Source organism: Mumia sp. ZJ430, from assembly GCF_011751845.1.
Classification (GTDB): Bacteria; Actinomycetota; Actinomycetes; order Propionibacteriales; family Nocardioidaceae; genus Mumia.
Map to the genome: position 1 here is coordinate 883,054 of NZ_JAAHFK010000001.1, position 24,178 is coordinate 907,231.

Here is a 24,178-nt window from a genome sequence, read left to right on the forward strand (position 1 = left end):
CTGAGACGGACAGTCTCAGATGAACAGCCGCGAGATCAGCAGCGCCGTCGGCACCGAGACGATCGCCATCACGAGCGTCGGCAGCATGAACGAGTGGTTCAGGACGTACTTGCCGATCTTGGTCGAGCCCGTCTGGTCGATCTCGACCGCCGCGAGCTGCGAACCGTTTGCCGGGAGGGTCATGACGCCGCCCATGGCCGGGAGGTACGCAGCGAGGGTAGGCGTCGCGATACCGAGGCTGATGCCGAGCGGGATCATCGTGTTGACCGCTGCGGACTGGCTCGTGGTCGCGGCCGCGACCAGGAACAGGCCGATCGCGAGGAACCACGGTGCTTCCTTCGCGATGTCGGTGAGACCGCCGATCACGGTCTCCTCGTTGCCGGCGATGAACGTGTTCGCGAGCCAGGCGATGCCGAGCAGGGCGATGATCGCGGTGAGGCCCGACTTCGTGAGCGGGGCGTCGAGCACCGCGCCCGGCTTGACCTTGCCGACGTACATCACGGCCAGAGCGACGACCAGCATCACCATGATGAGCAGCGTCGTCAGCGACAGCGTCTCGGTCTTGCCGTCCACCTCGTACGTCGGCAACAGCTCGTCGAAGGCGCCGAGGATGACGACCACGAGGACGCCGGCGAAGAAGACACCTGCAGCGCGCTTCGCCGTGACCGGGACGTGGGCGCCCTTGACCTCGCCGGTGTCGGCGGCGGGCGGATGGATCAGGCCTGCGGCGAGACGTCGCTGGAACTCGGGGTCGTCCTTCAGGTCGTGTCCGACGCGGCTCTGGATCACCGCCGCGACGATGGTGCCGAGCAGGACCGCCGGGAACGTGATGACGAGGATCTCGCCGAGGCTGAGCGCATCGTCCTGGCCCCCGGTGAGGCCCACGAACGCGGCCATCGCCGCCGCGACCGGGCTCGCCGCGAGCGCGAAGCCCGAGACCGCCACCGACGTCGCGAGCGGACGCTCCGGGCGGATGCCGCGCTCGTACGCGACCTCGTAGATGACCGGAAGCAACGGGAAGATGATGTTGCCGGTGCCTGCTCCGGCGCAGAACGCGAAGGTGATCAGCGGTGCCAGGTAGTTCACGAGCTTCGGCCGTGCGCGGATGACCTTCTCCGCGAGGAACACCAGGTAGTCGATGCCGCCCGCCGCCTGCATCGCCGACGCCGCCGTGATCACGGCGATGATCACCATGATCGCGTCACTCGGGATGCTGCCTGGCGGCGCCCCGAAGATGAAGACGAGGATCAGGACGCCGACGGCGCCCCAGAGACCGAGACCGACGCCGCCGATCTTGACGCCCATGTAGATGGCGCCGACGACGACAAGGGCCTGCAGGATCAGCAGGAAGGTGTCCACGCGCGTACCTCTCGGTAGCCCGGCAAACCGGGGGATGGGGGAAGGAAGTGCTACTCGGCGAGCGCCTGGATGAGGAGTGCCTGAGCGAGTGCCATGTTCTCGATCTCGGAAGGGTCGACGGATTCGTTCGGGCCGTGGATGTTGGCCTTCGCCGCGTCCTCGGCGCCGACGAGGACGAAGTCGGCGGAGGGCGCGGCGTCACGCAGCGTGTCGAGCAGCGGGATCGACCCGCCCGAGCCGACCGTCTCCACCTGCTTGCCGTACGCGGTGGCGAGCGCGTCGCGCATCAGGCCGAAGGCCCTCCCGTCCGTCTCCTGCGAGAACGGCGGGCTGACCTTGTCCTCGTGAACGTCGATCTGGACGTGCCACGGGGCGACGGAGCGGAGGTGGTTCATCAGCTTCTCGACCGCGTCGCGCGGATTCTGTCCGGGCGGGATCCGCATCGCGACGACCGCGCGCGCCGTTGGCTGGAGCACGTTCGACGCCTCGGCCACCGGGGTGGCGTCCATGCCGAGCACGCTGATCGACGGCTTCGACCACAGCCGCGAGGCGAGCGAGCCCGTGCCGACGAGGTCCACGCCGTCGAGGACGCCGGCGTTGGCGCGCAGCATCTCCTCGGAGTAGTCGGGGCCTTCCCATTCACCGGACGCGATGCCCTCCACGAGGCAGTTGCCGTCGTCGTCGATGAGCGTCGACAGCAACTTGATGAGTGCCATCTGGGCATCGGGCGCCGCGCCGCCGAACAGCCCGGAGTGGACCGGTTGCGCGAGCGTACGGACCTCGACGACCGCTTTCACGTGGCCGCGCAGCCCGATGCTGAGCACCGGCTCGCCGACCGTCAGGTTGCCCATGTCGGCGACGACCATGACGTCGGCCTGGACACGGTCCGGGTTCGCTTCGACCCACGACTCGAGGTGGCTGATCGTCTCCTCCTCGCCCTCGATGACGATCTTGACGCCGACTGGAGGCTTGCCGTCGAACGCCGCAAGCGTCGCCAGGTGGATCGCGATGCCGGACTTGTCATCGGCGGCGCCGCGGCCGAAGAGCCGGCCGTCCTTCCACGTCGGGGTGAACGGCTCGGTGTCCCAGCCCTGCTCCTTCGGTGCGGGCTGCACGTCGTAGTGCGCATAGAGCAGCACCGTCGGCTTGCCGTCGGGCGCCGGGATCTCTGCCGTGACTGCGGGATAGCCGTCAGGGATCTCGGTGATCTCGGCAGTGACCCCGTACCGGCCGAACGCGTCGACGACATACTGGGACATGGCATGCACAGGCTCGGACGGGAAGCCCGGGAATGCGCAGGATGGGAGGGCGACCATGGCCTCGAGATCGTCGCGGATCTGCGGCATCAATCCTGAGACCTTGGGACGCAGCGTCGAATCATCCATGCGCCGAAACTAGTGCCGCACCGCCAGGTCGGCGCGTCGAGCACGAGGCGCGCGTGAAAGTCAGCTGCGCTCGGGCTCGGGCGTGCAGAGCATGAGGAACTCCTCGCCGTCGCGCGCCGTGATCTCGTCGGCGCTCAGCCACCCCGCGTCCGGGACGTACGTGGCGCCGTCGTCGGCGTGCGCGCCTCCGTCCGCCGCGACCTCGCCGAGCGGCACTGTCGCATGGCCGACCCAGCCCTCGCCCGGACCCACGTCGACCGATAGCTCGTCGAACTCGCGCCAGTCGAACCCGGCGGGGAGCGGCTCGGTGACCGTGAACCCCTCTGGTGCGGTGCCGACCGTGAGCTGCTCCACGGTATGAGGCTGCACCGACTCGGCGACCGTACGGACGATCACGCCGTCGTCGGACGTGAACATCAGGCGGATGCGGGTGACGCCCTCGCAGGGGGGACCGGTCAGGACCTCCAGCGCGCTCGCTGGTGCTCGCAGCGCAGCGACCTTCGGCAGCTCCGGCAGCGGGGCGCCCGCCGGGTCGCACGCGGTGAGTCCGCCGAGGACCGGGGCGAGCGCGGCCGCCACGATCGCTCGACGTGCGAGGCGTCCGTGCATCAGTGGTAGCCGCCGTCGCCCAGGCCGGCGTCCTCCTCGAACGGGTGAGGTTTGTCCTCGAGCGGGCTCCAGTCCCGCACCCACTCGACGAGTCCCTCGCCGAGGTAGCGGTCGAGGAACGGCAGGTGGCCCATCTCGGCCCACTGCTGCGAGTGGCGTTCCTCGTGATGGAGGAGGCGGTCGAGGTCGAGCTGCCCCTCGAACGGCCCGTCGTCGTTCTCGCCCCAGCTGTGGCCCGAAACGATGATCTTGCGCAGCTGCTCGGCGGCGTCATCGCCCTCGGGCGAGTCGATGTTGAACATGAACGTGTCCCCCCAGGCCGTACCGCCCGAAAAGCTGAAGGCGTCCTGGAGCCAGTTGCCGCCCAGACCCATCAGCATCCCGTTGGGTGTCGTCGCCAAGCGGCCGCCGTTGCCGTTCACGAACTCGACGTCGTCGTCGTACGACCACGAGTTGGCTTTCTGACGGTCGATGATGCGCTGGATCTCGGCGGACGAGAACGGCGTGGGAGGGAAGTCGTGGGCGACCCCCGGCTCCAGGCCGTAGTTGCTGCCGGCATTGAGGATGTAGGTCATGAGCACCGCGGCCCGCGCCTGGTCGGCGGTGATCGTGGTCGGCAGGAGGAAGTAGGACTGGTCGCCGTCGCGCACCTCCTCCAGACCGTCGAGCACCGTGAAGTCCTCCGGGTCAATGTCGTGCGTCCGGGCGACATCGACCATCGTGCTCGGCGAGACCCCGCGGCGTGCCGCGTTCTCGAGCCAACGGCGGTAGAGACCGCCGGGCTCGGGGCCGACGAGCAGGCCTTCGGAGCGCAGCCTGTACTCGATGACGTCGGCGGCGCGCGAGGGGTGCTTGCGCGCGTACTCGTCGAGCTGCTCGGGTGTGAGGAACGCGAGGTTGTAGGGGTAGGGCAGCGGTGGTGTCCCGGCGAGATCGTCGTCCACGTCGCCGAGCCGGGCCGGCGGCGTGGTGGTCCGTGACTTCTTGAGCGTGTTGCCGGCAGTGCGGGCGGCGGCCTCGTACTCATCGTGGAGCAGCCTCGCCCGACGGCGACAGTCGGCGAGCCGACCGTCGGCGCCGTTCTTCGCCTTCTGCGCATCGCTGCGCGAGCGCGCGTCGTCGCGCTCGGCGCGGCGGTCCGCCTCTTCGGTCGGTGGGGCCTCCCACGAGGGGCGGGGCTGCGGCAGCCCGTCGAGGGTGCCCTGCGCGGCAGCGCTGTCGGCCTCGGCTTGCGCGGCCTCCTTCTCGAGGCCACGCGCGCGGCGTTGGAACTCCTCGAGGTCGCCGGCCCAGCCGCTGAGCGTGGTCGCGGCCGCGTCGAGGGCGCCGGAGGCATCGACGACGGGTGGCCGCAGGTCGGTGTCGAGCAGGGTGCGGAACTCGGTCGCAGTCGTGCCGCGCCACTCACCCTCGGCTGCGCCCCAGAGCTGGTCGGCGGCCGACGAGAGACTGCCGGCTGCCTGCTTGAGGGTGGCCGCCGTGGCCTCGACCGCGTCGGCGTCGCCCGGGGTCGGATCGAAGCCGAGCGCGGGATAGGACGCCTCCGTGGGTGCGACCATGTCGTCAGTTCCCGCCGGGACGGGAGCTTTTGGCCCGTTCGAGGTCGGCGGCGAGGTCAGCGTCGGTGTCGTCGATGGTCTGCTCCACGTCCTGGAGCGCGGTCACGAGCGACGAGGCGAGCGTCCCGAACTCTGTCACCGCCTGCGCCCAGTCGGTGGCGAAGGTCGCGATCTGCCGGTCGAGGTAGGGCGTCCCGTGGCCGGTGGCGTCGATGCCGCGCAGCCCCTTGGCGGGTGGCTCGAGCAGGGCGGCGACCCCACGCAGACGCGTACGGACCTCCTGCAGCGCGTCGCCGTCGACCACCAGATCTGACACGCGACGACCGTAGCAGCGGCGGGGATCAGCGGCCGAGCAGTGCGCGTGCCTCGAGCAGCGAGGGTCCGTACCAGGTGAGAAGCCGCCCGGAGACCAGTGCCGTGCGCACCTTCGTGAACGACTCGGGACCGTCCTCGGCCGTGAACACGTACGGCTCGTCCGGGAGCAGGACCAGGTCGAGGTCGGCGCGGTCGAGGTCGGCGAGAGCGACGTGCGGGTAGCGGTCGTCGGCATCGGCGTACGCGTGCTCCCACCCGACCCGCGACACGAGGTCGCCGGTGAAGGTGTCGCGCCCCACGACCATCCACGGGTCGCGCCAGATCGCGACCGCGACCCGGCCTCGTACGGACTGCGCAGGCTCGGCCCACAGGCGCTCGGCCTCTGCGAGCCACCCGGGGACGTCGCGTCCGAGTGCCTCGGAGAAGAGCCGGCGCATCGAGGCGAACGCGCCGTCGACGGTCTCGATCCGGGTCACCCAGACCGGGAGACCGACCTCGCGGAGCCGTCGGACGTCGAGCTCGCGGTTCTCCTCCTGGTTGGCGACGACGAGATCGGGCGCGAGGTCGAGGATCGCCCGTATGTCGGGATTCTTGGTCCCGCGTACGCGAGCGACGTCGAGATCGGCCGGGTGCGTGCACCAGTCGGTCGCACCCACGAGCAGACCTGCGTCAACCGACGCGATCGCCTCCGTGAGCGACGGCACCAGCGACACCACCCGGCGGACCGGCCGGGTGGCGACGACCGAGACTCCGAGGTCGTCGCGCACGCCGGCGACCGGTGTCTCAGTCTTGACGTCGGCCACTGTCGGGGTCGCGGTGACGCGGGTCGTCCTCGACGTCGGTAGGGGATACGTCGTCGCGGCGCACGTCGTCGCGGCGCACATCCTCGCGGCGCACGTCGTCGGTACGGTCGCCGGCGGGGCGCCCCTCAGGGTCAAGACGGTCGGCCTTCGCGAGCTGCTCGTCGACCTCGGAGCGGGTGCGCTGCGCGTGCTCCTGGTGCTCGCGCGCCTCACGCTCGCGCTGCTCGGCCGCCACCCGCGCCTCCTCTGCATCTGCACGGGCACGCGCCGCCTCGGCCTCGCGCTGACTGGCCTCCAGGCGCGTCTCCTGGGCCTGCTCGCGGAGCGCGTTCGCCTCCTCGCGCCGGCGAGCGACCTTGCGTTCCCGGTCCTTGCGCGTGGCAGCGATGATCGCGAGCGCGATCACCACCACGACGACGACGGCGATGATGACCCACACCCACCACGGGATGTCGTTCATGTCGAGACTCCTCGCATGCGTGGCCGCTCGGGGGTGCGGCCATTCGTACCAGGGGCAGTACCCACTTCGCTCGGGCCCATGCGAGCAGGTCACGCTCAGACGTTGCGCCGGTACTGGCCCCCGACCTCGAAGAACGCTTCGGTCACCTGCTCCAACGAGCACACCCGCGCGGCGTCCATCAGCACCGCGAACGCGTTGTCGTCAGAGGCGGCCGCGGCCTTCAGCCGAGCCAGCGCCGCCTGCGCCTCCTCCCGGTGCGCCTCCTGGAACGCGTGGACCCGGGCGAGCTGGGACCTCTTCTCGTCCTCGGTCGCGCGCGCCAGCTCGACAGGCCCGTGCTCCTCCTCGGCCCGCGGGTTTCGGAAGGTGTTGACACCGATGATCGGGAGCCTCCCGTCGTGCTTGAGGTGCTCGTACAGCATCGACTCGTCCTGGATCCTGCCGCGCTGGTAGCCCGTCTCCATCGCCCCGAGGACGCCCCCGCGCTCGGTGATCTTGTCGAACTCGGCGAGCACGGCCGCCTCGACGAGGTCGGTCAGCTCGTCGATGAGGTACGACCCCTGCTGCGGGTTCTCGTTCTTGGCGAGGCCCCACTCCTTGTTGATGATCATCTGGATCGCCAGCGCACGGCGTACGGACTCCTCGGTCGGGGTCGTCACGGCCTCGTCGTACGCGTTGGTGTGCAGGCTGTTGGCGTTGTCGTAGATCGCGATCAGCGCCTGGAGCGTCGTGCGGATGTCGTTGAAGCTCATCTCCTGCGCGTGCAGCGAGCGGCCGGAGGTCTGGACGTGATACTTCAGCTTCTGCGAGCGCGCGTTCGCGCCGTACCGCTCGCGCATGGCGACCGCCCAGATGCGGCGGGCGACACGGCCGATCACGGAGTACTCAGGGTCCATGCCGTTGGAGAAGAAGAACGACAGGTTGGGGGCGAAGTCGTCGATGTCCATGCCGCGCGCGAGGTAGGACTCGACGTACGTGAAGCCGTTGGCGAGCGTGAACGCGAGCTGGCTCAGCGGGTTGGCCCCGGCCTCGGCGATGTGGTATCCGGAGATCGACACCGAGTAGAAGTTGCGCACCTCGTTCTGGATGAACCACTCCTGCACGTCGGCCATCATCCGCAGGCTGAACTCGGTCGAGAACAGGCAGGTGTTCTGGCCCTGGTCCTCTTTGAGGATGTCGGCCTGCACCGTCCCGCGGACCGTGCGCAGTGCCTCCTCGGGAGAGACCCCGCGCTCGCGCGCCTGGTCGATCACGGTGTTGAGGAAGAACGCGAGCACGGTCGGCGCCGGGCCGTTGATCGTCATCGAGACACTGGTCGTCGGCGCGAGCAGGTCGAACCCGTCGTACAGCGCCTTCATGTCGTCCAGGGTCGCGACCGAGACGCCGGAGGTGCCGACCTTGCCGTAGATGTCGGGGCGCTCGTCGGGGTCGCGACCGTACAGCGTGACCGAGTCGAACGCCGTCGACAGCCGCGTGGCCTCACCGTCGGCGGAGAGCAGCTTGAAGCGCCGGTTCGTACGGAAGGGGTCGCCCTCCCCGGCGAACATCCGTGCGGGGTCCTCGCCCTCGCGCTTGAACGGGAAGACACCGGCGGTGTACGGGAAGTGACCGGGGAGGTTCTCGCGACGCCAGTAGCGCACGAGGTCGCCGTGGTCGGTCGTACGGGGGAGCGCGACGCGGGGGACCGAGATGCCCGACAGCGACTCGCGGGTGTGCTCGGCGTACGACGCGACGACCTCGGGCCACCCGAGGATCCGCTCCCGGACGTCATCCGGGACGTGGCCCTGGACCCTCGCAGCGTATGACGCCACGGTGTCGTCGTCGGGGAGGGCGTGGGCGACGTCGGCGGCGGACTGCGCCTGCCGGGCGGCGCCGGCGATCTGCTCGGTCGCGGCGTGGTAGTCGCGGACCGTGTCGGCGATCTCGGACAGGTAGCGCACGCGCGCGGCCGGCACGACCTGCGCGAACCGCGTCGAGTGCCGCACGTCCACACGGGCCAGCGCGCCGTCTTCGAGCGCGAGACCGTGCTTGCCCAGCAGCCGCGCCAGCTCCTGGTAGAGCGCGGTGACGCCGTCGTCGTTGAACGTCGCCGCCGACGTGCCGAACACGGGCATGTCCTCGGGCCGGGCGCCGAACGCCTCGCGGTTGCGGACCAGCTGTCGGCCGACGTCGCGCAACGCGTCGGCGGCTCCGCGGCGCTCGAACTTGTTGATCGCGACGACGTCGGCGAGATCGAGCATGTCGATCTTCTCCAGCTGCGAGGCGGCACCGAACTCGGGCGTCATCACGTAGAGCGACGCGTCGACGTACGGGACGACCGCGGCGTCGCCCTGGCCGATGCCGGGGGTCTCGAGCACGACGAGGTCGTAGCCGGCTGCCTTTACGACGGCGAGGACGTCGCTCAGCGTCTCGGGAAGCTCGTGGGCGCCACGGGTCGCGAGCGAGCGGAAGAACGTGTGGACGCCGTCGAGGGCGTTCATGCGGATCCGGTCGCCGAGCAGCGCTCCGCCGCCGCGACGGCGCGTCGGGTCGACCGCGAGGACGGCGATGCGCAGCTTGTCCTGCTGGTCGGTGCGCAGGCGTCGTACGAGCTCGTCGGTCAGCGACGACTTGCCCGAGCCGCCGGTGCCGGTGATGCCGAGGACGGGGGCGGGCGACACGTCGGCCGCCGCGCGTACGGCCTCGCCGAGCGCGCCGTCGAGGCGGCCCTGCTCGGCGCCGGTGATCGCGCGGGCGAGCGCGACCCGGTCACCGGCGAGCACGGCGTCGGCGTCGGGCTGGTGCAGTGCCCACAGGTCGGCGCGGCAGGCCTCGACGACCTCGGAGATCATCCCCGGCAGGCCGAGGCGTTGACCGTCCTCGGGCGAGTAGATGAGCACGCCGCTCTCGCGCAGCCGGGCGATCTCGGCGGGCACGATCACTCCACCGCCGCCGCCGAAGACCTTCACGTGCCCGGCGCCGCGCTCGGCGAGCAGCTGGACGAGGTACTCGAAGTACTCGACGTGACCGCCCTGGTACGAGGACACGGCGACACCGTGCGCGTCCTCCTCGATCGCCGCGTCGACGACCTCCGAGACGGAGCGGTTGTGCCCGAGGTGGATCACCTCGCACCCCTGCGACTGCAGGATCCTCCGCATGATGTTGATGGAGGCGTCGTGGCCGTCGAAGAGGCTCGAGGCAGTGACGACGCGTACGCGGAGTGCATCCTCTGAATCCATAGGATCTAAAATAGTCGGACGTCCAAGTATTGTCGAGAGTCGGTTAGGGTGAGCGCCATGCCAGCCCAGGCAACAACTCAGCCTCGCCTGCCGTTCGACCCCATCGAGCGTGCCGGGGCGTTGTGGACCGAGCACTTCGGCGACGCGACCGCGATGCGGTTGGCGACCTCGATCATGCGGGTCCAGCAGCTCCTCCTCGCCGAGCTCGACGCGGCGTTGAAGCCGTACGACATCACCTTCGCCCGCTACGAGGCGCTCGTGCTGCTCACGTTCAGCCGTGAGGGCTATCTCCCGCTCAGCAAGATCGGCGAGCGCCTGATGGTCCACCCGACCTCCGTCACCAACGCGATCGACCGCCTCGAGGCACAGGGGCTGGTCCGCCGTGAGCCCGATCCCGACGACCGGCGACGCACCCGCGCGCGAATCACCGACGAGGGTCGCGCCCTCGTCGGTGAGGCGACCAAGGCGCTCACGTCTATCGAGTTCGCGATCACCGGACTGTCGCCTGCGGAGCAGGACCAGGCCTTCGACCTGCTGCGACGTCTCCGCGCCTCCGCGGGCGACTTTCCCGAGCGTCCAGAACCCTCGACATCAAGTTGACGGTCGGCCTCGCGAGCCACTAGGTTCTCGGCGTCCACGGGTGGTCGGCGCGGCCCGCCCGGAGTGGATTCTCAGGGGGACGGAGGCGGTCGGTGGGTCCCGTGCGAACCAACGCACCTCTCACGCTCCTCGAGATCCTGGCGTTCGCCGGCGCCGTGGTCGGACCCGCATGGGGGCTGGCCGTTCTCATCTCCTCGCTCTACGTCGCGGGCACGTCGTTCGTGGTGCTGCTGGTCCCGCTGGCTTTCCACCCGGCGCCGCTCCTGGTGGGGGTCGTGTCCCTCTCGGGCGTGGCGTTGCTCGTCACCCGCGTGCAGGGTCGGTGGACCCGGGCCGAGATCGCGCTCGTGAGCTGCGGGGTCGTCGCGGTCGCCCTGTGGCTGGCCCCTGTCCTGCTGATGGGTGACGCCGCGGCGGGGACGGTGATCGGGCTGGTGCTCGTCGTCCTCGCGGTCGCGTTCGGCCCGCTGCCGGTGTGCTTCTGGTCAGCGATGCGCACGGCGGGTTCCATGCGTGTCTGCGCCACCGACCCGGCGTCGCCGTCGTGGCTGCGCGAGGGCTGGGCGTGGTGCCTCGCGCGATACGAGGCGGTGCGTTCGCGCAAGGAGCCCACGCCGGACGCCGCAGACGTGCCAGTGTCGAGGACGAAGGCACAACGAACGGAGCAGGGATGACGACGCCGTACACCATGACGCGTGTCGGGGACGCCTACCTCGTTTCGACAGCGCACGTGAACTGGGTGCTCGTCGAGGACGGGCACGATCTGACGCTCATCGACGGCGGCTACCCGGCGAACGTTGCCGACGTCGAACGCTCCGTCCGCGAGATCGGGCACCAGATGAGCGACGTGCGCGGCGCGCTCCTCACCCACGCCCACGTCGATCACCTCGGCGCGCTCGCGCGTCTCGCGCCGACCTACGACATCGACGTCTGGACGGGGCCGGTCGAGGTGCCGCACGCCCACCGCGACTACCTCCAGCAGCTCGGCCCCGCCCGCATCCCGCTGCTGCTGTGGCGTCACGGCGCCCTCGCCTGGCTCTCCGACATCATGCGGCTCGACGGGACCGACCGTGAAGGCATCCCGCAGGCACGTGCGTACCCCCAGACCGGCCTCGACCTGCCGGGTGCTCCCGTCCCCGTCCCGACGCCGGGGCACACCGACGGCCACACCGCGTTCCACCTGCCGGGGTCGGGCGTGCTCGTCAGCGGCGACGCGCTCATCACCGGTCACGCGGTCTCGAGCCTGCACGGCCCTCAGCTGATCCCGCGCGGCTTCTCGCACGACCGGCGCGCCACCGTGGACTCCCTCGAGGAGATCGCCGAGGTGGACGCCGGCACGCTGTTCCCCGGCCACGGCCCGGCGTGGTCGGGATCGATGCGTGAGGCCGCCGAGCGGGCGCGCGCGACGGCGAGCATCGCCCGCCCATAGGGCCTCCTAGGCCCTCCGGCGGTTCGACAGGCTCGTCCGCCGCGTGCTAGGAATGGGTAGTACGACTTCGAGTGGTCAAACAGTGTGCCACGACTCGCCATCGAACGATGGAGCGTGGCAATGTCTGGTTTCACGAGCACGAGCACAATCGCCGTCCGACCTCTCGATCCCACGCACGACCTCAGCCGGGCTGAGCGTCGTACCGTCACCGACGAGCTGTGCGAGGCTCTCGTCGACGCCGACGAGATGCAGCGCGCCGAGATCGTCGAGCGCCTGATCGAGGCCAACATGGGCGTGGCCAGGGCGGTCGCCGCCCACTACCGCCACCGTGGCGAAGCCGTCGAAGATCTCGAGCAGGTCGCCTACGTCGGGCTGGCGAAGGCCGCCCACGGGTTTGACCCCGAGCGCGGCTACGACTTCTTGACCTACGCCGTCCCGACCATCCGCGGCGAGGTCCGTCGGTGGTTCCGCGACAGCTGCTGGATGGTTCGCCCCTCGCGCCGTATCCAGGAGGCACGAGCGCAGATCTCGGCATGCACCGAGGAGCTGCTGCAGGAGCTGGGCGAGCCGCCGTCGCCCGAGATTCTCGCCGAGCGGCTCGGGCTCGATGTCACCGAGGTGCGCGAGGCGATGGCCGCCGACGGGTGTTACCAGCCCTCGTCGCTGGAGTCGCCTGGTACGGTCGGCGAGTCGACCCTCTCCGACGTCCTCGGCGAGTGCGACGATGCCTTTGACCGCACCGAGCAGCGGGTCGCGCTGGCGCCGCTCGTACGCAATCTGTGCCCGCGCGACCGTGAGGCCCTCGCACTGCGGTTCTTCAACGGGTGGACGCAGGAGCAGATCGCCGGGCGTCTGGGCGTGACCCAGATGCAGGTCTCGAGGATCCTCAGCCGCATCACGAGGCAGCTTCGCGAGGAGCTCGGCGACGGGGTCCTCGCGGCGTAGCGCACATGAGGTTCCGTACGGTCTCCCGCGAGGAGCCCGGGTGGACGCGCAAGCGGGCGGGTCGAGGCTTTCGTTACCTCGACGAGCACGGGAAGGTGCTGGAGGCCGACGACCGCGCCCGCTGCGTCGCGCTCGCGATCCCGCCCGCTTGGGAAGAGGTGTGGATCTGCCGCTGGCCGTCAGGCCACCTGCAGGCGACCGGCCGGGACGCGGCAGGTCGCGTCCAGTACCTCTACCACCCGCGCTGGCGCGCCCTCATGGAGGAGCGCAAGCACGAACGGGTTCTCGAGGTCGCCGCCGAGCTCCCGCGCGCGCGGCGGCGGGTGAGGGCGCACCTGCGTACGGAAGGGCTGTCGCGCGTACGGGCACTCGCGACGACCTTCCGGCTTCTCGACCGCGGGTTGTTCCGCGTCGGCAACGTCGAGTACGTCGACGAGGATGGTGGGTACGGTCTCGCCACGCTTCGGCGTGACCATGTGGTGCTGCACCGTGACCCGCCCTCGATGGAGTTCTCGTTCGACGGCAAGGGCGCCGTCTCCCAGCGCGTCGTGATCGAGGACCGGTTGGCGTACGAGGCCGTCGCCGCGATGCGCCGACGGCGCGGCGGCGAGTCGTTGCTCGCGTACCGCGAGGCCGGCGCGTGGCACGAGATCCGCAGCGCGGACGTCAACGACTACTTGCGCCATGTCGTCAGCGACGACATGACGGCCAAGGACTTCCGGACGTGGCACGCCACCGTGGACGCCTCGGTGGCGCTCGCGCGCGTCGTGGACGAGGCCTGCACGCCGCGCGCCCGCAGCCGCGCTGTGGCCGACGCGATGCGCGCGGTCGCTGCCGAGCTCGGGAACACCCCGGCCGTCGCACGCGCGTCGTACGTGAACCCGCGCGTCGTGGAGCTGTTCGACGACGGCGTCACGATCGCACCCGCCCTGCAGAGGATGGGTGCGCGCGCGGACCGGCCCGACGGGCGAGCCGCGGTCGAGCGCGCGGTGCTCACGCTGCTGTCCGACGACCGCTGACGCATGAACGTACGCCACCTGGGCACCCGTCGGCCATGACGAAGACGGTGATCGAGAAGGTACAGGCCGGTGGTGGGACCCCTGGCAGGACCGAGCCCACGCACGACGATCCCGTCACGGATCCCGACACCGACCCGCGTGTCCATCCCGAGACCCCTCAGCCGAACGAACCGGAGCCGGATGAGCCCGAGCACGATCGGCCCGAGCAGGGCGACGAGAGGAAGAACTGACATGCCGAAGGCAGCCAAGCTCGCATACCGTCCCGTCGGACTCATCTCCGGCATGGCCGGTGGCCTGATCGCCGGGATGATCTTCAAGCGCGTGTGGAAGCGCGTCTCGGACGAGGACCAGACACCGAACCCGCTCGCGTCCGACTACGGCTGGCGAGAGCTGCTCGCAGCAGCCGCGATCCAGGGCATGATCTATGCGGTCATCAAGGCCGTCATCGACCGCGCCGGCGCGAAGGGGTTCGAGCGGTTCACCGGCGAGTGGCCGGGCGAGTGACCCTCACCGGCAGTCCTCCGCACGCGAGCACGGCGTCGGCCGGCCCCGTCCGAATGACAGCGCGTCACGTGGGCACCGACAGTGCATGACGACCCCCACGACGAGCTTTCCTTCATCGAAGTCCACCGAGCGCGTGACGACCGTCGTCATCACCCACGACGGCCGGGAACGCCTCGCACGGACCGTCCCGCAGCACGCCGCCCCGCTCATCGTCGTCGACAACGCCTCGACCGACGGATCCGCTGATCTCGTCCGTACGATCGCCCCGCACGCGCAGGTGATCGAGCTCGCCGACGATGTCGGTGCGGTCGCCCGCAACATCGGAGCGCAAGCGGCAGAGACGCCGTACGTCGCCTTCGCTGCCGACGACTCCTGGTGGGCGCCGTGCTCGCTCGACCTCGCGGCCGACGTCCTCGATACCCACCCTGAGATCGGGGTGATCGCGGCACGCGTGCTGGTCGGGGTGGACGCGCACCTCGACCCGTTCTGCGAGGCGGTGGGACGGTCGCCGTTGCCGCGCTTTCCCGACGTCCCCGGGACCAGCGTCCTCGACTTCAGGGCGGGTGCCGTGGTCGTCCGTAGGTCGGCTCTCCTCGACGTGGGCGGCTTCGATGCCGTGCTGGAGCTCGGCGGAGAGGAGGAGCGGGTGGCCCTCGACATGGCGGACAGCGGTCGCCGGCTCTGCTACCTGCACGACGTCGTGGCGCGCCACGACCCTGCATCCCGCGAGTGCGCCGGCGGTGCCTTGACGCGTCGGCTGGCGCGCAACGAGGTCCTGACCGCGGTGATGCGTCGTCCTGTGCGGGTGGCATTGCGGAGGGCATGGCGGCACGTGCGACAGGGGAGTGGGAGCGCCCTCGGCGTCCTCGACGCCGTACTCCGCCTGCCTCGGGCGATGGCGCGGCGCCGGACCGTCGGCTCCGACACCGAGACCCAGGCCCGCATCCTCGACCTCGTCTCCGAACGCGGACTGCCGGGACTCGAACGCCGAGCAAGGCAGGCGTGAGCCAGCACACGGTTTAACGTCGGGCGTGCAGGAACTACCACTCCGTGGTATTCGCGCGCCCGAGGGGGGACTACGCTCGTCTCAGAAGAGGACAGCCCTCGACGCGCATCAGGAGGGCACAACCCGTGAACGACGAACGCCTCGAACAACACGAGCAGCTGCTGGAGATCGTCGAAGAGCTCCACACGGCGGACTCCCCGCAGGAGACGGCCGAGCAGGTCATCAAGTACTTGTGCGAGATCCTCGAGATGGACCATGCGGCCGTGACGATGATCCGTGGCCGTGGCAGGCTCGAGACGGTCGCGGCGACCGGTGACGTCGCCGTCAAGGCGGACGAGCTGCAGATCGAGCTCGGCGAGGGCCCGTGCCTGTCCGACTCTTGGGACCAGACCCTGCGCTCGGGTGACCTGGGCGAGGAGAAGCGGTGGCCGAGGTGGGCGAGCGCGGTCGCGGATCTCGGCCACACGAGTCTTCTCGGGGTGAGTCTCGCTCCCGACAACAAGCGGATCGGCGTGGTGTCCCTCTACTCCACGGAGCGCCGGTTCTTCGACGAGGACGACGCGGCGCTCGCGCACATGTTCGCCCGGCACGCCGCACTCGCGATCGCCAAGGCGGAGCACCAGGCGAACCTCGGCTATGCCCTCGACGCCCGCAAGCTGATCGGCCAGGCGCAGGGGATCCTCATGGAGCGGTTCGATCTGGACGACACGCGGGCCTTCGAGGTGCTTCGACGCTACTCGCAGCATCACAACCTCAAGCTACGGACCGTCGCCGAGATGCTCGTCTCTACCCGTACTCTGCCGCCGATCACCTAGTCACCGTGTGCGGCGATTGAGCTGCGGCAGCCCGATCCAGAGGCTTCCGAACAGCGCGAGGGTGATGACGAAGGCGATCCACGTCCCCGGCGGGCCGACGACGACGTCGAAGACGAGCCACATCACTCCAGAAACCGTCAGCGCCAGCGCCACGAGCCCGAGAATCGCGCACAGGTGCGCGGCCGTCACGAGCCAGGGCCGCTGCCCCTTGCGGAAGAGGGCGCGGTGCATCGCGACCGGGGCCACGAGCAGGGCGGTCGCGGCCACCGAGCCCGACAGCACGGCGAGATAGACACCTTCCTGTGCGTCGCTGAGCTCCTCGAAGCGGGAGGTGAACGGAAGCGTGAGCAAGAAGGCCGTCAGGATCTGGACACCGGTCTGTGCGACGCGCAGCTCCTGGAGCAGCTCGTTCCAGTTGCGGGTCAGCCGCGCGTCCCGCGATTCTTCGGGATGCAGCGCCGGGTCAGGCATGCGTCAACGGTACGGCGGGCAGTGGGCGCGGTCCCTCCGTTCGGCTCATGGCCGGAACAGGACCTTCTGCATGCCGTCGTCCTTGCGCTGGAACGTCGCGTACGCCTCGGGAGCCTCGTCCAAGGACAGGTGGTGGCTTGCGAAGCTTTCGACGCCGAGGGGGTCGCCCGAGTCCTCCACGAGCGGGAGGAGCTCCGGGATCCACCGGCGAACGTTCGCCTGTCCCATGTGCAGCCGCACCTGCTTGTCGAAGAGGTCGAGCATGGGGAGGGGATCGGCGGCACCGCCGTACACGCCGGACAGGCTGATCGTCCCTCCGCGCTGGACGATCTCGATCGCCGTCACGAGGGCGGAGAGGCGGTCCATGCCGACGTGGTCCATCAGCGGTCTCGCCAGCACGTCGGGCAGGAGCCCCACGACGGTCTGGGCGGCCTTGGTGACCGGCGAGCCGTGCGCCTCCATCCCGACGGCGTCGACGACGCTCTCGGGCCCACGACCAGCCGTCAGCTCGAGGATGCGCTCGGCCACTCCGCCGTCGGTCGCGTCGAGCACCTCGGCACCGTGCTGGGCGGCGCGGGCGAGTCGGTCGGGGACGAGATCGACACCGACCGTCCGGATCTGGCGATGCACGGCGAGGCGTGCCACCATCTGCCCGATCGGGCCGAGGCCGAGGACGACCAGCGTCCCTCCGTCGGGGACGGCGGCGTACTCCAGGCCCTGGTAGGCGGTGGGAAGCACGTCCGAGAGGTACACGTACCGGTCGTCAGGCGGTCCGTGCTCGACCCGTACGGTGGTGGTGTCCGCGAGCGGGACCCGGAGCAGCTCGGCCTGGCCCCCTGGCACCTGCCCGTAGAGGGAGCTGTAGCCGAACAGGGCGGCACCCTTGCCGGTCGCGCGCACCTGCGTCGTCTCGCACTGGCTCTGCAGCCCGCGCTCGCACATCCAGCAGGCCTCGCAGCTGATCTGGAAGGGGACGACCACGCGGTCGCCGACGGCGAGGCGGTCGACCGCGCTGCCGACCTCCTCGACGATCCCGATCGGTTCATGACCGAGTACGTCGCCCGGCGTCATGTACGGGGTGAGGACCTCGTACAGGTGCAGGTCCGACCCGCACAGGCCGGAGCTGGTGACGCGGATGACGGCGTCGGTCGGCTCGTGGATCTGGGGGTCGGGCACGGTCTCGACGCGGACGTCGCGACGGCCTTGCCAGGTCACTGCTCTCATGTCTCGTCCTTCCCGTTCTCGCGATCGGTCGAGGCGCGGCGGCGACGGCCGGCGAGTTTGTGTGTGCCGTCGCACCACGGGTCGCGGCCGGTACGACCACAACGACAGAGTGCGCTGACGGGGCGGGCGTTCGCCGCCGCGCCGTCGGGGACGACGACGTCCACAGGGGACGCCGTGCCGCGTACGAGGGCTGGCCCGTCGGGACAGAGGACGACCTCGACCGGCGCTTCACGGTCGGTACGGCGCGTCATGCGCCGGCTCCTGCCGGTACGGCCTCGTCGCGCGCCTCAGCGTCGCTCCACCTGCCGGTCAGCGCCTCCGACTGACGGGCGTCGAGGGTGAGGCAGGTGACGGCGCCGAACAGGACCTCCGCGGGGTCGACGTCGCCGGACGACACGAGCGTGCCGCAGATCTCCCGAGCGGCGAGCTGCTCGTGCACGGCATCGGCCTCGACGTGCTCGTCGTAGTAGTGCGCCGCCTCCTCGCCGAACCCGACGCGCCGGAGCCCGGCGGCGATCCGACGGCAGGGGATCGAGCTGGTCGCCTCGAAGGCGGCGAGGTGTCCCATCGCAGCACCACGCAGCCGGCGGTGCAGGCAGAACAGCGACATGGCGTTCGACCCGGCGAGGGTCGACGCGCCTGCGTCGTCGACGTAGGCGCCGTACGCGTCGTCCAGCCCGGAGGCGCGCAGGGTCGCGGCGAAGAGCTCGTGGTGGAGGCGCCCGACGCGGCCGCCGCCGTACTCGTCGTACTGCAGCTCGACGAGGTGCGCCTTCGCGGGGCCGCTCAGGCGCGGGATGACGAACGTGTGGGGGTCGGACTCCTTGAGGTGGTAGACGCTGCGCTCGCGCAGAAAGTCACGCACCTGCTCGGGCGTCGCTTCCCGGCGGATGAACCGGGAGAGGTCGGGCCCCTCGTCGAAGTCTTCGGTGAGCGTGAAGATCTGCTCCGCGACTCCGCCCTCGTACGCCTCGGCTCGGGTGAGCCAGTCCGCGGCGGCCTCGCGCAGCGCCCGCTCGAACGGCGCCTCGAGGACCGCGCGCAGGCCGGCCACCTCGGGCGCCCACTCCCACCGGTCGTCGACGTCGTCGAACCCACGGAAGCTCAACTCGTACAGCATCCAGAGGCTGAGCTGATGGTCCGCGTCCGTCAGCGGCGAGGGATCCTCGTCCGTGACCTCGGACACCGCGGCGCTCGCCAGCCGGCCCGAGTCGCCGTCCTGATCTCGTCGCAGCAGGTGGATGAGCCGTTCGCTGAGGGGACCGCGGGCGGCGGGAAGGTGCATCGACAGCTCCTGGGCACGAGAAGGTCAGTCCTCGCGTGAGGTACCCGTTGGGCGCATCGTCACACCTTCTCCGGCGGCTGCTTTCCTGCGGTGGCGCCGTCCTCGTCCGGCTCGGGGACGGGTTGGCCGGGAGGAGCGACCCCGCCCTCCGGCGGCGCATCGCCGGCCGCGATGGCGATCTGCTCGTTGACGTAGCGGAAGACCGCCGCGACGGTCGCGACGACGGGCACCGCGAGGAACGCGCCGGTGATCCCGAACATCGAGCTGCCGGCCGTGATGGCGAGCAGCACGACGGCGGCCTGGATGTTCATCGCCTTGCCCTGCAGCCACGGCGACAGCACGTTGCCCTCGAGCTGCTGGACGGCGACGATCACGATGAGCATGATCACCGCGTCGCCGAAGTCGTTGGTGACGAGCGTGACCAGGACGGCCAGCGCTCCGGTGACGAAAGCACCGACGATCGGGATGAAGCCACCGAAGAAGACGATCACGGCCAGCGGGATCGCCAGCGGCACGTCGAGCACCACCAGGGCGATGCCGATGAAGACCGCGTCGACGAACGACACCAGGGCCTGCGTACGGATGAAGCCACCGAGCGTGTCCCATGCACGGCTGCTCGCCTCGCTGACGTGGACACCGGCGCTGCCGCCGAGGGTACGGCGAATCCACGGGAGGAACTTGTGCCCGTCCTTGACGAAGAAGAACGTCAGCATGAGCACGAGGACGGTGTTGATGAGGACGCCGGTGGCGGCTCCGATCGTCGAGATCGCGCCCGCGCTGATCGACGCGGCGCTGTTGCGGAGCCAGTCCTCGACGGCGTTCACTGCGTTTTCGAGCTGGGTGTCGGTGACGCCGAGCGGTCCGTCCTGGACCCAGTCCTGGAGGACCTGCAGTCCTCGTGCGGCCTCGGCCGCGATCTCGCCCGCCTGGCCGGTGATCTGCGGAGCCAGGACGGCGACCACGCCGGAGAGCGTCGCGAGGAACCCGACGACCGTGATGGTGGCCGCCAGCGCGGCCGGCACGCCGCGTGCGCGGAGCCATGCCGCCGGCGGACCGAGCAGCGTGGTCACCACGAGGGCGAGCATCACGGGGTAGCCGATCATCCAGAACTTGCCGATGATCCAGCCGAGGACGAACAGGCCGGCAGCGATGGCGATGAGCTGCCAGGACCAGCGCGCGAGCTTGCTGAAGCCACTGGCCAGGACGGCGGAGCGTTCTCGGGTCACGCGACCGAGGCTAGGGCATCGGTCAGTGCTCTCAGGGGAGGCGCCAGTCGACAGGGGTGCTTCCTTGGGTGACGAGTGCCTCGTTGACCCGCGTGAACGGACGGGAGCCGAAGAACCCCCGAGATGCCGACAGCGGGCTCGGATGAGGAGAGGCGATGACCGGGGTGTCGCCGAGCCACGGCTGCAAGGACTGGGCGTCACGGCCCCAGAGCAGGGCGACCAACGGCCGGTCCCGCGCGACGAGCGCCTTGATCGCCTGTTCGGTGACCGGCTCCCAGCCTTTGCCGCGATGGCTGGCGGGCTTGCCCGGCTGGACGGTGAGGACGCGGTTGAGCAGGAGGACGCCCTGCTTCGCCCACGGTGTGAGGTCGCCCGACGTCGGCTCGGTCACGCCGAGGTCGGTGCACATCTCGGCAAAGATGTTCCTCAGGCTCCGCGGGACGGGCCGGACGTGCGGGGCGACCGAGAAGGACAGGCCGACGGCATGGCCCGGGGTCGGGTAGGGGTCCTGGCCGACGACGAGCACCTTGACCGCGTCCAACGGCTCGGTGAACGCACGGAGCACGTGGCCGCCCTCGGGGAGGTAGGTCCGGCCGGCGGCGACCTCGGCGCGGAGGAAGTCGCCCATCGCCGTCACGTGGTCGGTGACGGGCGCGAGGGCCTCGGCCCAGTCGGGGGCGACGAGCTGGCTCAGCGGGGCAGGCACGCCCGTCAGCGTAGCGAGTCGCTCTCCGCGCACTCGCGAGTCACTCCTGCCGCGTCAGAAGAGGGAGAGGGCCAGCACCGCGATCCCGAACGCGGCGACACTGAGCGCGAGCAGGAAAGGGGCTCGTGTCGCGTGGAGCGGCTGGGTCTCCGCGATCTGCCGGTCGTTGTCGCGCCACCGGGAGTAGCCCAGGTACGCCAGCACGATGCCGCTCCCGAGGATGACGCCTCCGACGGCGCGGGTGCTGACCTTTCCGCCCAGGTTGTCACCGAACTGGATGATCGCCACGCCCGCGGCCATGAGCGCGAGAGCAGTGCGGATGTACGCGAGGTAGGTGCGCTCGTTGGCGAGGACGAGCTGGACGTTGCTCATGCGGTGAGTGTGGCACGGCGGGGCGCTCGATGTGACGCGCCACTCGAACGCGCGTGCAACACGAGGACCCCCACCTGCGTCCATGATGTGTGACCATGACCGACTCCGGGCAGCTGGCTGACGCCGACGCGTTCGTGCGCGAGCACGCCACGTGGCTGTCCCGTCTGGCCTACCTGCTCGTCGGGAGTCGCGAGGATGCCCTGGATCTCGCTCAGGAGACCTGCACCCGGGTGTGGAAGTCCTGGCCGAGCGTCTCCACCGCCGAGGATCCGAAGGCCTACGTCGCGACGATCATGGCCAACCTCCAGCGCAGCCGTTGGAGACGCAAGAAGCTGCGAGAGGTGCCGTACGAACCGGCGGTGCACGCCGATGCGCCCAGCGGCCTCGCCTACGAGGAGGTCGACGCGCTCCGGCAGGGGCTCGACGCCCTGTCCGACCGCCAGCGGCGCGCGATCGTGCTCCGCTTCTGGGTCGACCTCGACGATGCGGCGATCGCCGAGGCGCTCGGCTGTCGCCCCGCGACCGTACGCAGTCTTTTGTCGCGGGGCATCGCACGGCTGCGTGAGGACCTGACCGACCCGTTCGAGGAGAGCACGCCATGAATGACGACGAGATTCGGCGGCGTCTCGACGACCTCGCGGCGTACGCGCCCGAGGGCGACGAGCTCCGCGAACGGTGGGAGGCGGCTTCCCGCACGCGACACACGGGGGTGGTGTCGCGTCGGGTGGCGCCCGTCGCCGCGGTACTTGCCGCGGCAGCGGTGCTGGTCGTCGCCGGGGTCGGGCTTTCCGGCCTCGGCGACGACGTGCCGCGTGACGCCCCGCAGGCCACCGCGCCTTCCGCGACCACCGAGGCGCCGTCAGACAGCGCCCGCGTGGCGGGTCGCGGTGACGACACGAGCGTGTCGCAGATCCTCGGCGCTCCCGGGGCCGCGCTGCGCGAAGTCGGTCGCGGACGGATCGTGGTGTCGGTGCCCGAGACATGGCGCTGGGAGACACCTCAGTGCGACGAGCCGGTCCACAGCGCCTATTTCTTCACGGTCGGCGTCTTCAAGGCGTGCGCGTCCCCGAGCTCGACCACCATCACGACCCTGCGCATCGACTCGCTCGCCGCGACCGGGCAGGTCGAGGGCGATCCGACGCTGACAGACAGCTCGCTCAACGGGGTCGCGTACGGGCAGGAACGCAGCATCGTCGACGGGGTGACGCGGGACGTGATCGTCGTGCCCTCGGAGGACGTACGCCTCATCGTGAAGGGATCGCCCGAGGCGGTCGACGCCGTGGTAAGGACGTTGCGGCTGCTGCCGGCTGACGAGGTGACCGTGCCTCAGCTGACGCTCGGCGTGAGCGGAGGCAAGAAGGGGTACGCCGCGCTGCCGAGCGTGCGCGAGATGGAGGCGCGTCTCGAGCGCGTCGGGCTCGGGGCGCAGATCCGGACGAGCGTCGGTACGAGGGGCTCCGGCAAGCTGCGGGTGACCCCGGCGCCGGGAGCTGTCGTCGATGTCGGGACCGTCGTGCGGGTGGAGCGCGTCGGAGGCTAGCGACGCGAAGGCGTCCGGCCGTTCCGCGACGCCGGATACACTGGACGGGCACAGGGTTCCTGGCGCGTTCTGGTGGAGGGTAGGCGCGCCAATGACGCCTACCCTGAGGACCTCTGTGTCACCCCTTGCCTCGTACCGCCGACTCTTCGCGATGGTCGGCCCTGCGTACGTCGTTGTCGCCTTTCTCGGGCGACTCCCGCTGGCCATGAGCCAGATGGGCACGCTCCTGCTCGTCTCGTCCACGACCGGTTCCTACACGACGGGCGGTCTGGCTGCCGGCGCGCTCGCGATCGCCAACGCGGTCGTCTCTCCCATCGCAGGTGCGATCGCCGACCGGACCGGACAGCGGCCCGTGGTCCTCGTCCAGTCCTTCGCCGGTGGCGCCGGACTCGCGGTGCTGGTCCTGCTCGCCCAGGCCGGTGCTGCTGACGGGTGGCTGATCGCCATCGCCGCGCTCACCGGTGCCGCGATGCCACAGGTCGGCCCGTTGGCCCGGGTGCGCTGGCGCCCGATCACGGGGCGGGCGGGACGTGAGTCGCCGCAGCTCGTCGACGCCGCCTTCTCGTACGAGGGTGCCGCGGACGAGGCCTCGTTCGTGCTCGGACCCGCCCTCGTCGGCGCGGTCGCCGTGCTCGTCGACCCGGCGGGGTCGCTGCTAGTCGCGGCCGCCCTGCTCGTGGTGTTCGGCGGATGGTTCGGGCTCCACCCGACGGCGACGCTCACCCGTCTCACCCACGTCGCGAACGCCGTCAAGGGACGCATCTTCACGAAGGCCTTCGCGTTCATCGTCGTCGCCCAGCTTCTCGTGGGTGTGCTGTTCGGGTCGGTGCAGACCGGCGCGACAGCGCTCGCCACCGCCGAGGGGACGCCGGGGCTCTCCGGACTCGTGCACGCGATGCTCGGTGTGGGCTCGGTGGTCGCCGGGCTGTCGATGGCGTGGGTGCCTGCACGGATCGGCTTCGAGCGACGCATCCTCGTCGCCGCAGCCGCGCTGGCGGTGCTGTCCTCGCCGCTGGTGCTCGTGCACAGCCTGCCCGCGCTCGTCGCTGTCGTGCTGGTGCTCGGCTTCGCTGTCGCCCCGTACATGATCAGCAACTTCACGCTCGGGGAGCGCATCGTGCCGCTGAGCCGGGTCGGTGCGGCGATGACCCTGCTGGCAGGCGCGACCGGGATCGGCTACGCCGTGGGGTCGACGACCGCGGGGCGGCTCGCCGACGCGGGCGGCTACGGGCCTGCGTTCGGTGTCACCGTCACGGCCGCGTGGCTGGCCCTGATCATGGCCCTCGTCGCGCAGCGCACCCTCAGCCGCGCCCCTCAGCGCTGACGGG

27 protein-coding genes are annotated in these 24,178 nt (G+C 70.4%); 12 read left to right on the forward strand and 15 right to left on the reverse strand.

Annotated features, from left to right (window positions below; genetic code table 11):
• Positions 1 to 15: 15 nt before the first annotated feature.
• From HCT63_RS04245 to icmF, 8 genes are all read right to left on the reverse strand, one after another.
• Positions 16 to 1,359, reverse strand: a complete 1,344-nt coding sequence (locus tag HCT63_RS04245) for an anaerobic C4-dicarboxylate transporter family protein (protein WP_167001518.1) — start codon at positions 1,357 to 1,359, stop codon at positions 16 to 18.
• 50 nt (positions 1,360 to 1,409) lie between these two features.
• Entirely contained in the window at positions 1,410 to 2,744 is a 1,335-nt protein-coding gene (locus HCT63_RS04250) for a M20/M25/M40 family metallo-hydrolase (RefSeq protein WP_167001519.1), read from the reverse strand.
• Positions 2,745 to 2,804: 60 nt separating this feature from the next.
• Positions 2,805 to 3,353: a hypothetical protein gene (locus HCT63_RS04255; protein WP_167001520.1), complete on the reverse strand. Its 549-nt coding sequence runs from the start codon at positions 3,351 to 3,353 to the stop codon at positions 2,805 to 2,807.
• Positions 3,353 to 4,912, reverse strand: coding sequence for a WXG100 family type VII secretion target (locus HCT63_RS20200; protein ID WP_208322263.1), 1,560 nt, complete (start codon positions 4,910 to 4,912; stop codon positions 3,353 to 3,355). Before HCT63_RS20200 ends, HCT63_RS04255 begins: the two co-directional genes overlap by 1 nt.
• A 4-nt stretch (positions 4,913 to 4,916) precedes the next feature.
• Entirely contained in the window at positions 4,917 to 5,228 is a 312-nt protein-coding gene (locus HCT63_RS04265; RefSeq protein ID WP_167001521.1) for a hypothetical protein, read from the reverse strand.
• A 25-nt stretch (positions 5,229 to 5,253) separates the two neighbouring features.
• Positions 5,254 to 5,994, reverse strand: coding sequence for a helical backbone metal receptor (locus tag HCT63_RS04270; RefSeq protein WP_167002338.1), 741 nt, complete (start codon positions 5,992 to 5,994; stop codon positions 5,254 to 5,256).
• A gap of 16 nt (positions 5,995 to 6,010) precedes the next feature.
• A complete protein-coding gene (locus tag HCT63_RS04275) occupies positions 6,011 to 6,490 on the reverse strand; it encodes a hypothetical protein (protein ID WP_167001522.1) in 480 nt (159 codons plus the stop codon).
• 95 nt (positions 6,491 to 6,585) lie between these two features.
• Positions 6,586 to 9,708 (reverse strand): fused isobutyryl-CoA mutase/GTPase IcmF, encoded by a 3,123-nt coding sequence (icmF, locus tag HCT63_RS04280; RefSeq protein ID WP_167001523.1) that lies wholly within the window; start codon positions 9,706 to 9,708, stop codon positions 6,586 to 6,588.
• A 57-nt stretch (positions 9,709 to 9,765) separates the two neighbouring features.
• On the opposite strand from icmF, the gene HCT63_RS04285 reads away from it, so the two are divergent.
• From HCT63_RS04285 to HCT63_RS04325, 9 genes are all read left to right on the forward strand, one after another.
• A complete protein-coding gene (locus HCT63_RS04285) occupies positions 9,766 to 10,308 on the forward strand; it encodes a MarR family transcriptional regulator (RefSeq protein WP_167001524.1) in 543 nt (180 codons plus the stop codon).
• Positions 10,309 to 10,400: 92 nt separating this feature from the next.
• Complete coding sequence (locus HCT63_RS04290; RefSeq protein ID WP_167001525.1) at positions 10,401 to 10,982, forward strand: hypothetical protein; 582 nt, start codon at positions 10,401 to 10,403, stop codon at positions 10,980 to 10,982.
• Positions 10,979 to 11,737: an MBL fold metallo-hydrolase gene (locus HCT63_RS04295; RefSeq protein WP_167001526.1), complete on the forward strand. Its 759-nt coding sequence runs from the start codon at positions 10,979 to 10,981 to the stop codon at positions 11,735 to 11,737. Before HCT63_RS04290 ends, HCT63_RS04295 begins: the two co-directional genes overlap by 4 nt.
• Positions 11,738 to 11,857: 120 nt before the next feature.
• Positions 11,858 to 12,682 carry a sigma-70 family RNA polymerase sigma factor gene (locus tag HCT63_RS04300; protein ID WP_167002340.1) on the forward strand — a complete coding sequence of 275 codons (825 nt, stop codon included), beginning with the start codon at positions 11,858 to 11,860 and terminating at the stop codon, positions 12,680 to 12,682.
• 5 nt (positions 12,683 to 12,687) lie between these two features.
• The gene (locus tag HCT63_RS04305; protein ID WP_167001527.1) at positions 12,688 to 13,701 is read left to right on the forward strand and encodes a DNA topoisomerase IB; all 1,014 of its coding nucleotides are present in this window, start codon (positions 12,688 to 12,690) and stop codon (positions 13,699 to 13,701) included.
• 35 nt (positions 13,702 to 13,736) lie between these two features.
• Positions 13,737 to 13,931: a hypothetical protein gene (locus HCT63_RS04310; RefSeq protein ID WP_167001528.1), complete on the forward strand. Its 195-nt coding sequence runs from the start codon at positions 13,737 to 13,739 to the stop codon at positions 13,929 to 13,931.
• Position 13,932: 1 nt separating this feature from the next.
• Positions 13,933 to 14,205 carry a DUF4235 domain-containing protein gene (locus tag HCT63_RS04315; RefSeq protein ID WP_167001529.1) on the forward strand — a complete coding sequence of 91 codons (273 nt, stop codon included), beginning with the start codon at positions 13,933 to 13,935 and terminating at the stop codon, positions 14,203 to 14,205.
• Between the two features lie 85 nt (positions 14,206 to 14,290).
• A complete protein-coding gene (locus tag HCT63_RS04320) occupies positions 14,291 to 15,211 on the forward strand; it encodes a glycosyltransferase (RefSeq protein WP_167001530.1) in 921 nt (306 codons plus the stop codon).
• A gap of 125 nt (positions 15,212 to 15,336) precedes the next feature.
• Entirely contained in the window at positions 15,337 to 16,026 is a 690-nt protein-coding gene (locus HCT63_RS04325; RefSeq protein WP_167001531.1) for a GAF and ANTAR domain-containing protein, read from the forward strand.
• Here HCT63_RS04325 and HCT63_RS04330 read toward each other — a convergent pair whose 3' ends face one another.
• The 7 genes from HCT63_RS04330 to HCT63_RS04360 are packed head-to-tail and all read right to left on the reverse strand — an operon-like array spanning position 16,027 to position 21,310.
• Entirely contained in the window at positions 16,027 to 16,497 is a 471-nt protein-coding gene (locus HCT63_RS04330; protein WP_167001532.1) for a DUF6328 family protein, read from the reverse strand.
• A 45-nt stretch (positions 16,498 to 16,542) separates the two neighbouring features.
• Entirely contained in the window at positions 16,543 to 17,721 is a 1,179-nt protein-coding gene (locus HCT63_RS04335) for an alcohol dehydrogenase catalytic domain-containing protein (protein ID WP_167001533.1), read from the reverse strand.
• Entirely contained in the window at positions 17,718 to 17,972 is a 255-nt protein-coding gene (locus HCT63_RS04340; protein ID WP_167001534.1) for a CDGSH iron-sulfur domain-containing protein, read from the reverse strand. The genes HCT63_RS04335 and HCT63_RS04340 overlap by 4 nt, the downstream gene beginning before the upstream one ends.
• Positions 17,969 to 19,006 (reverse strand): iron-containing redox enzyme family protein, encoded by a 1,038-nt coding sequence (locus HCT63_RS04345; RefSeq protein ID WP_167001535.1) that lies wholly within the window; start codon positions 19,004 to 19,006, stop codon positions 17,969 to 17,971. Before HCT63_RS04345 ends, HCT63_RS04340 begins: the two co-directional genes overlap by 4 nt.
• 59 nt (positions 19,007 to 19,065) lie before the next feature.
• Positions 19,066 to 20,232 (reverse strand): AI-2E family transporter, encoded by a 1,167-nt coding sequence (locus tag HCT63_RS04350; protein WP_243842875.1) that lies wholly within the window; start codon positions 20,230 to 20,232, stop codon positions 19,066 to 19,068.
• Between the two features lie 31 nt (positions 20,233 to 20,263).
• Positions 20,264 to 20,938, reverse strand: a complete 675-nt coding sequence (locus tag HCT63_RS04355) for a uracil-DNA glycosylase (RefSeq protein WP_208322264.1) — start codon at positions 20,936 to 20,938, stop codon at positions 20,264 to 20,266.
• Positions 20,939 to 20,992: 54 nt separating this feature from the next.
• Entirely contained in the window at positions 20,993 to 21,310 is a 318-nt protein-coding gene (locus HCT63_RS04360) for a DUF202 domain-containing protein (protein WP_167001536.1), read from the reverse strand.
• A 95-nt stretch (positions 21,311 to 21,405) separates the two neighbouring features.
• On the opposite strand from HCT63_RS04360, the gene HCT63_RS04365 reads away from it, so the two are divergent.
• The 3 genes from HCT63_RS04365 (at position 21,406) to HCT63_RS04375 (ending at position 24,174) form a co-directional block, all read left to right on the forward strand.
• Positions 21,406 to 21,912, forward strand: a complete 507-nt coding sequence (locus HCT63_RS04365; RefSeq protein WP_167001537.1) for a SigE family RNA polymerase sigma factor — start codon at positions 21,406 to 21,408, stop codon at positions 21,910 to 21,912.
• Entirely contained in the window at positions 21,909 to 22,850 is a 942-nt protein-coding gene (locus HCT63_RS04370; RefSeq protein WP_167001538.1) for a hypothetical protein, read from the forward strand. Before HCT63_RS04365 ends, HCT63_RS04370 begins: the two co-directional genes overlap by 4 nt.
• A gap of 115 nt (positions 22,851 to 22,965) precedes the next feature.
• Positions 22,966 to 24,174, forward strand: a complete 1,209-nt coding sequence (locus HCT63_RS04375; RefSeq protein WP_167001539.1) for an MFS transporter — start codon at positions 22,966 to 22,968, stop codon at positions 24,172 to 24,174.
• Positions 24,175 to 24,178 lie beyond the last annotated feature (4 nt).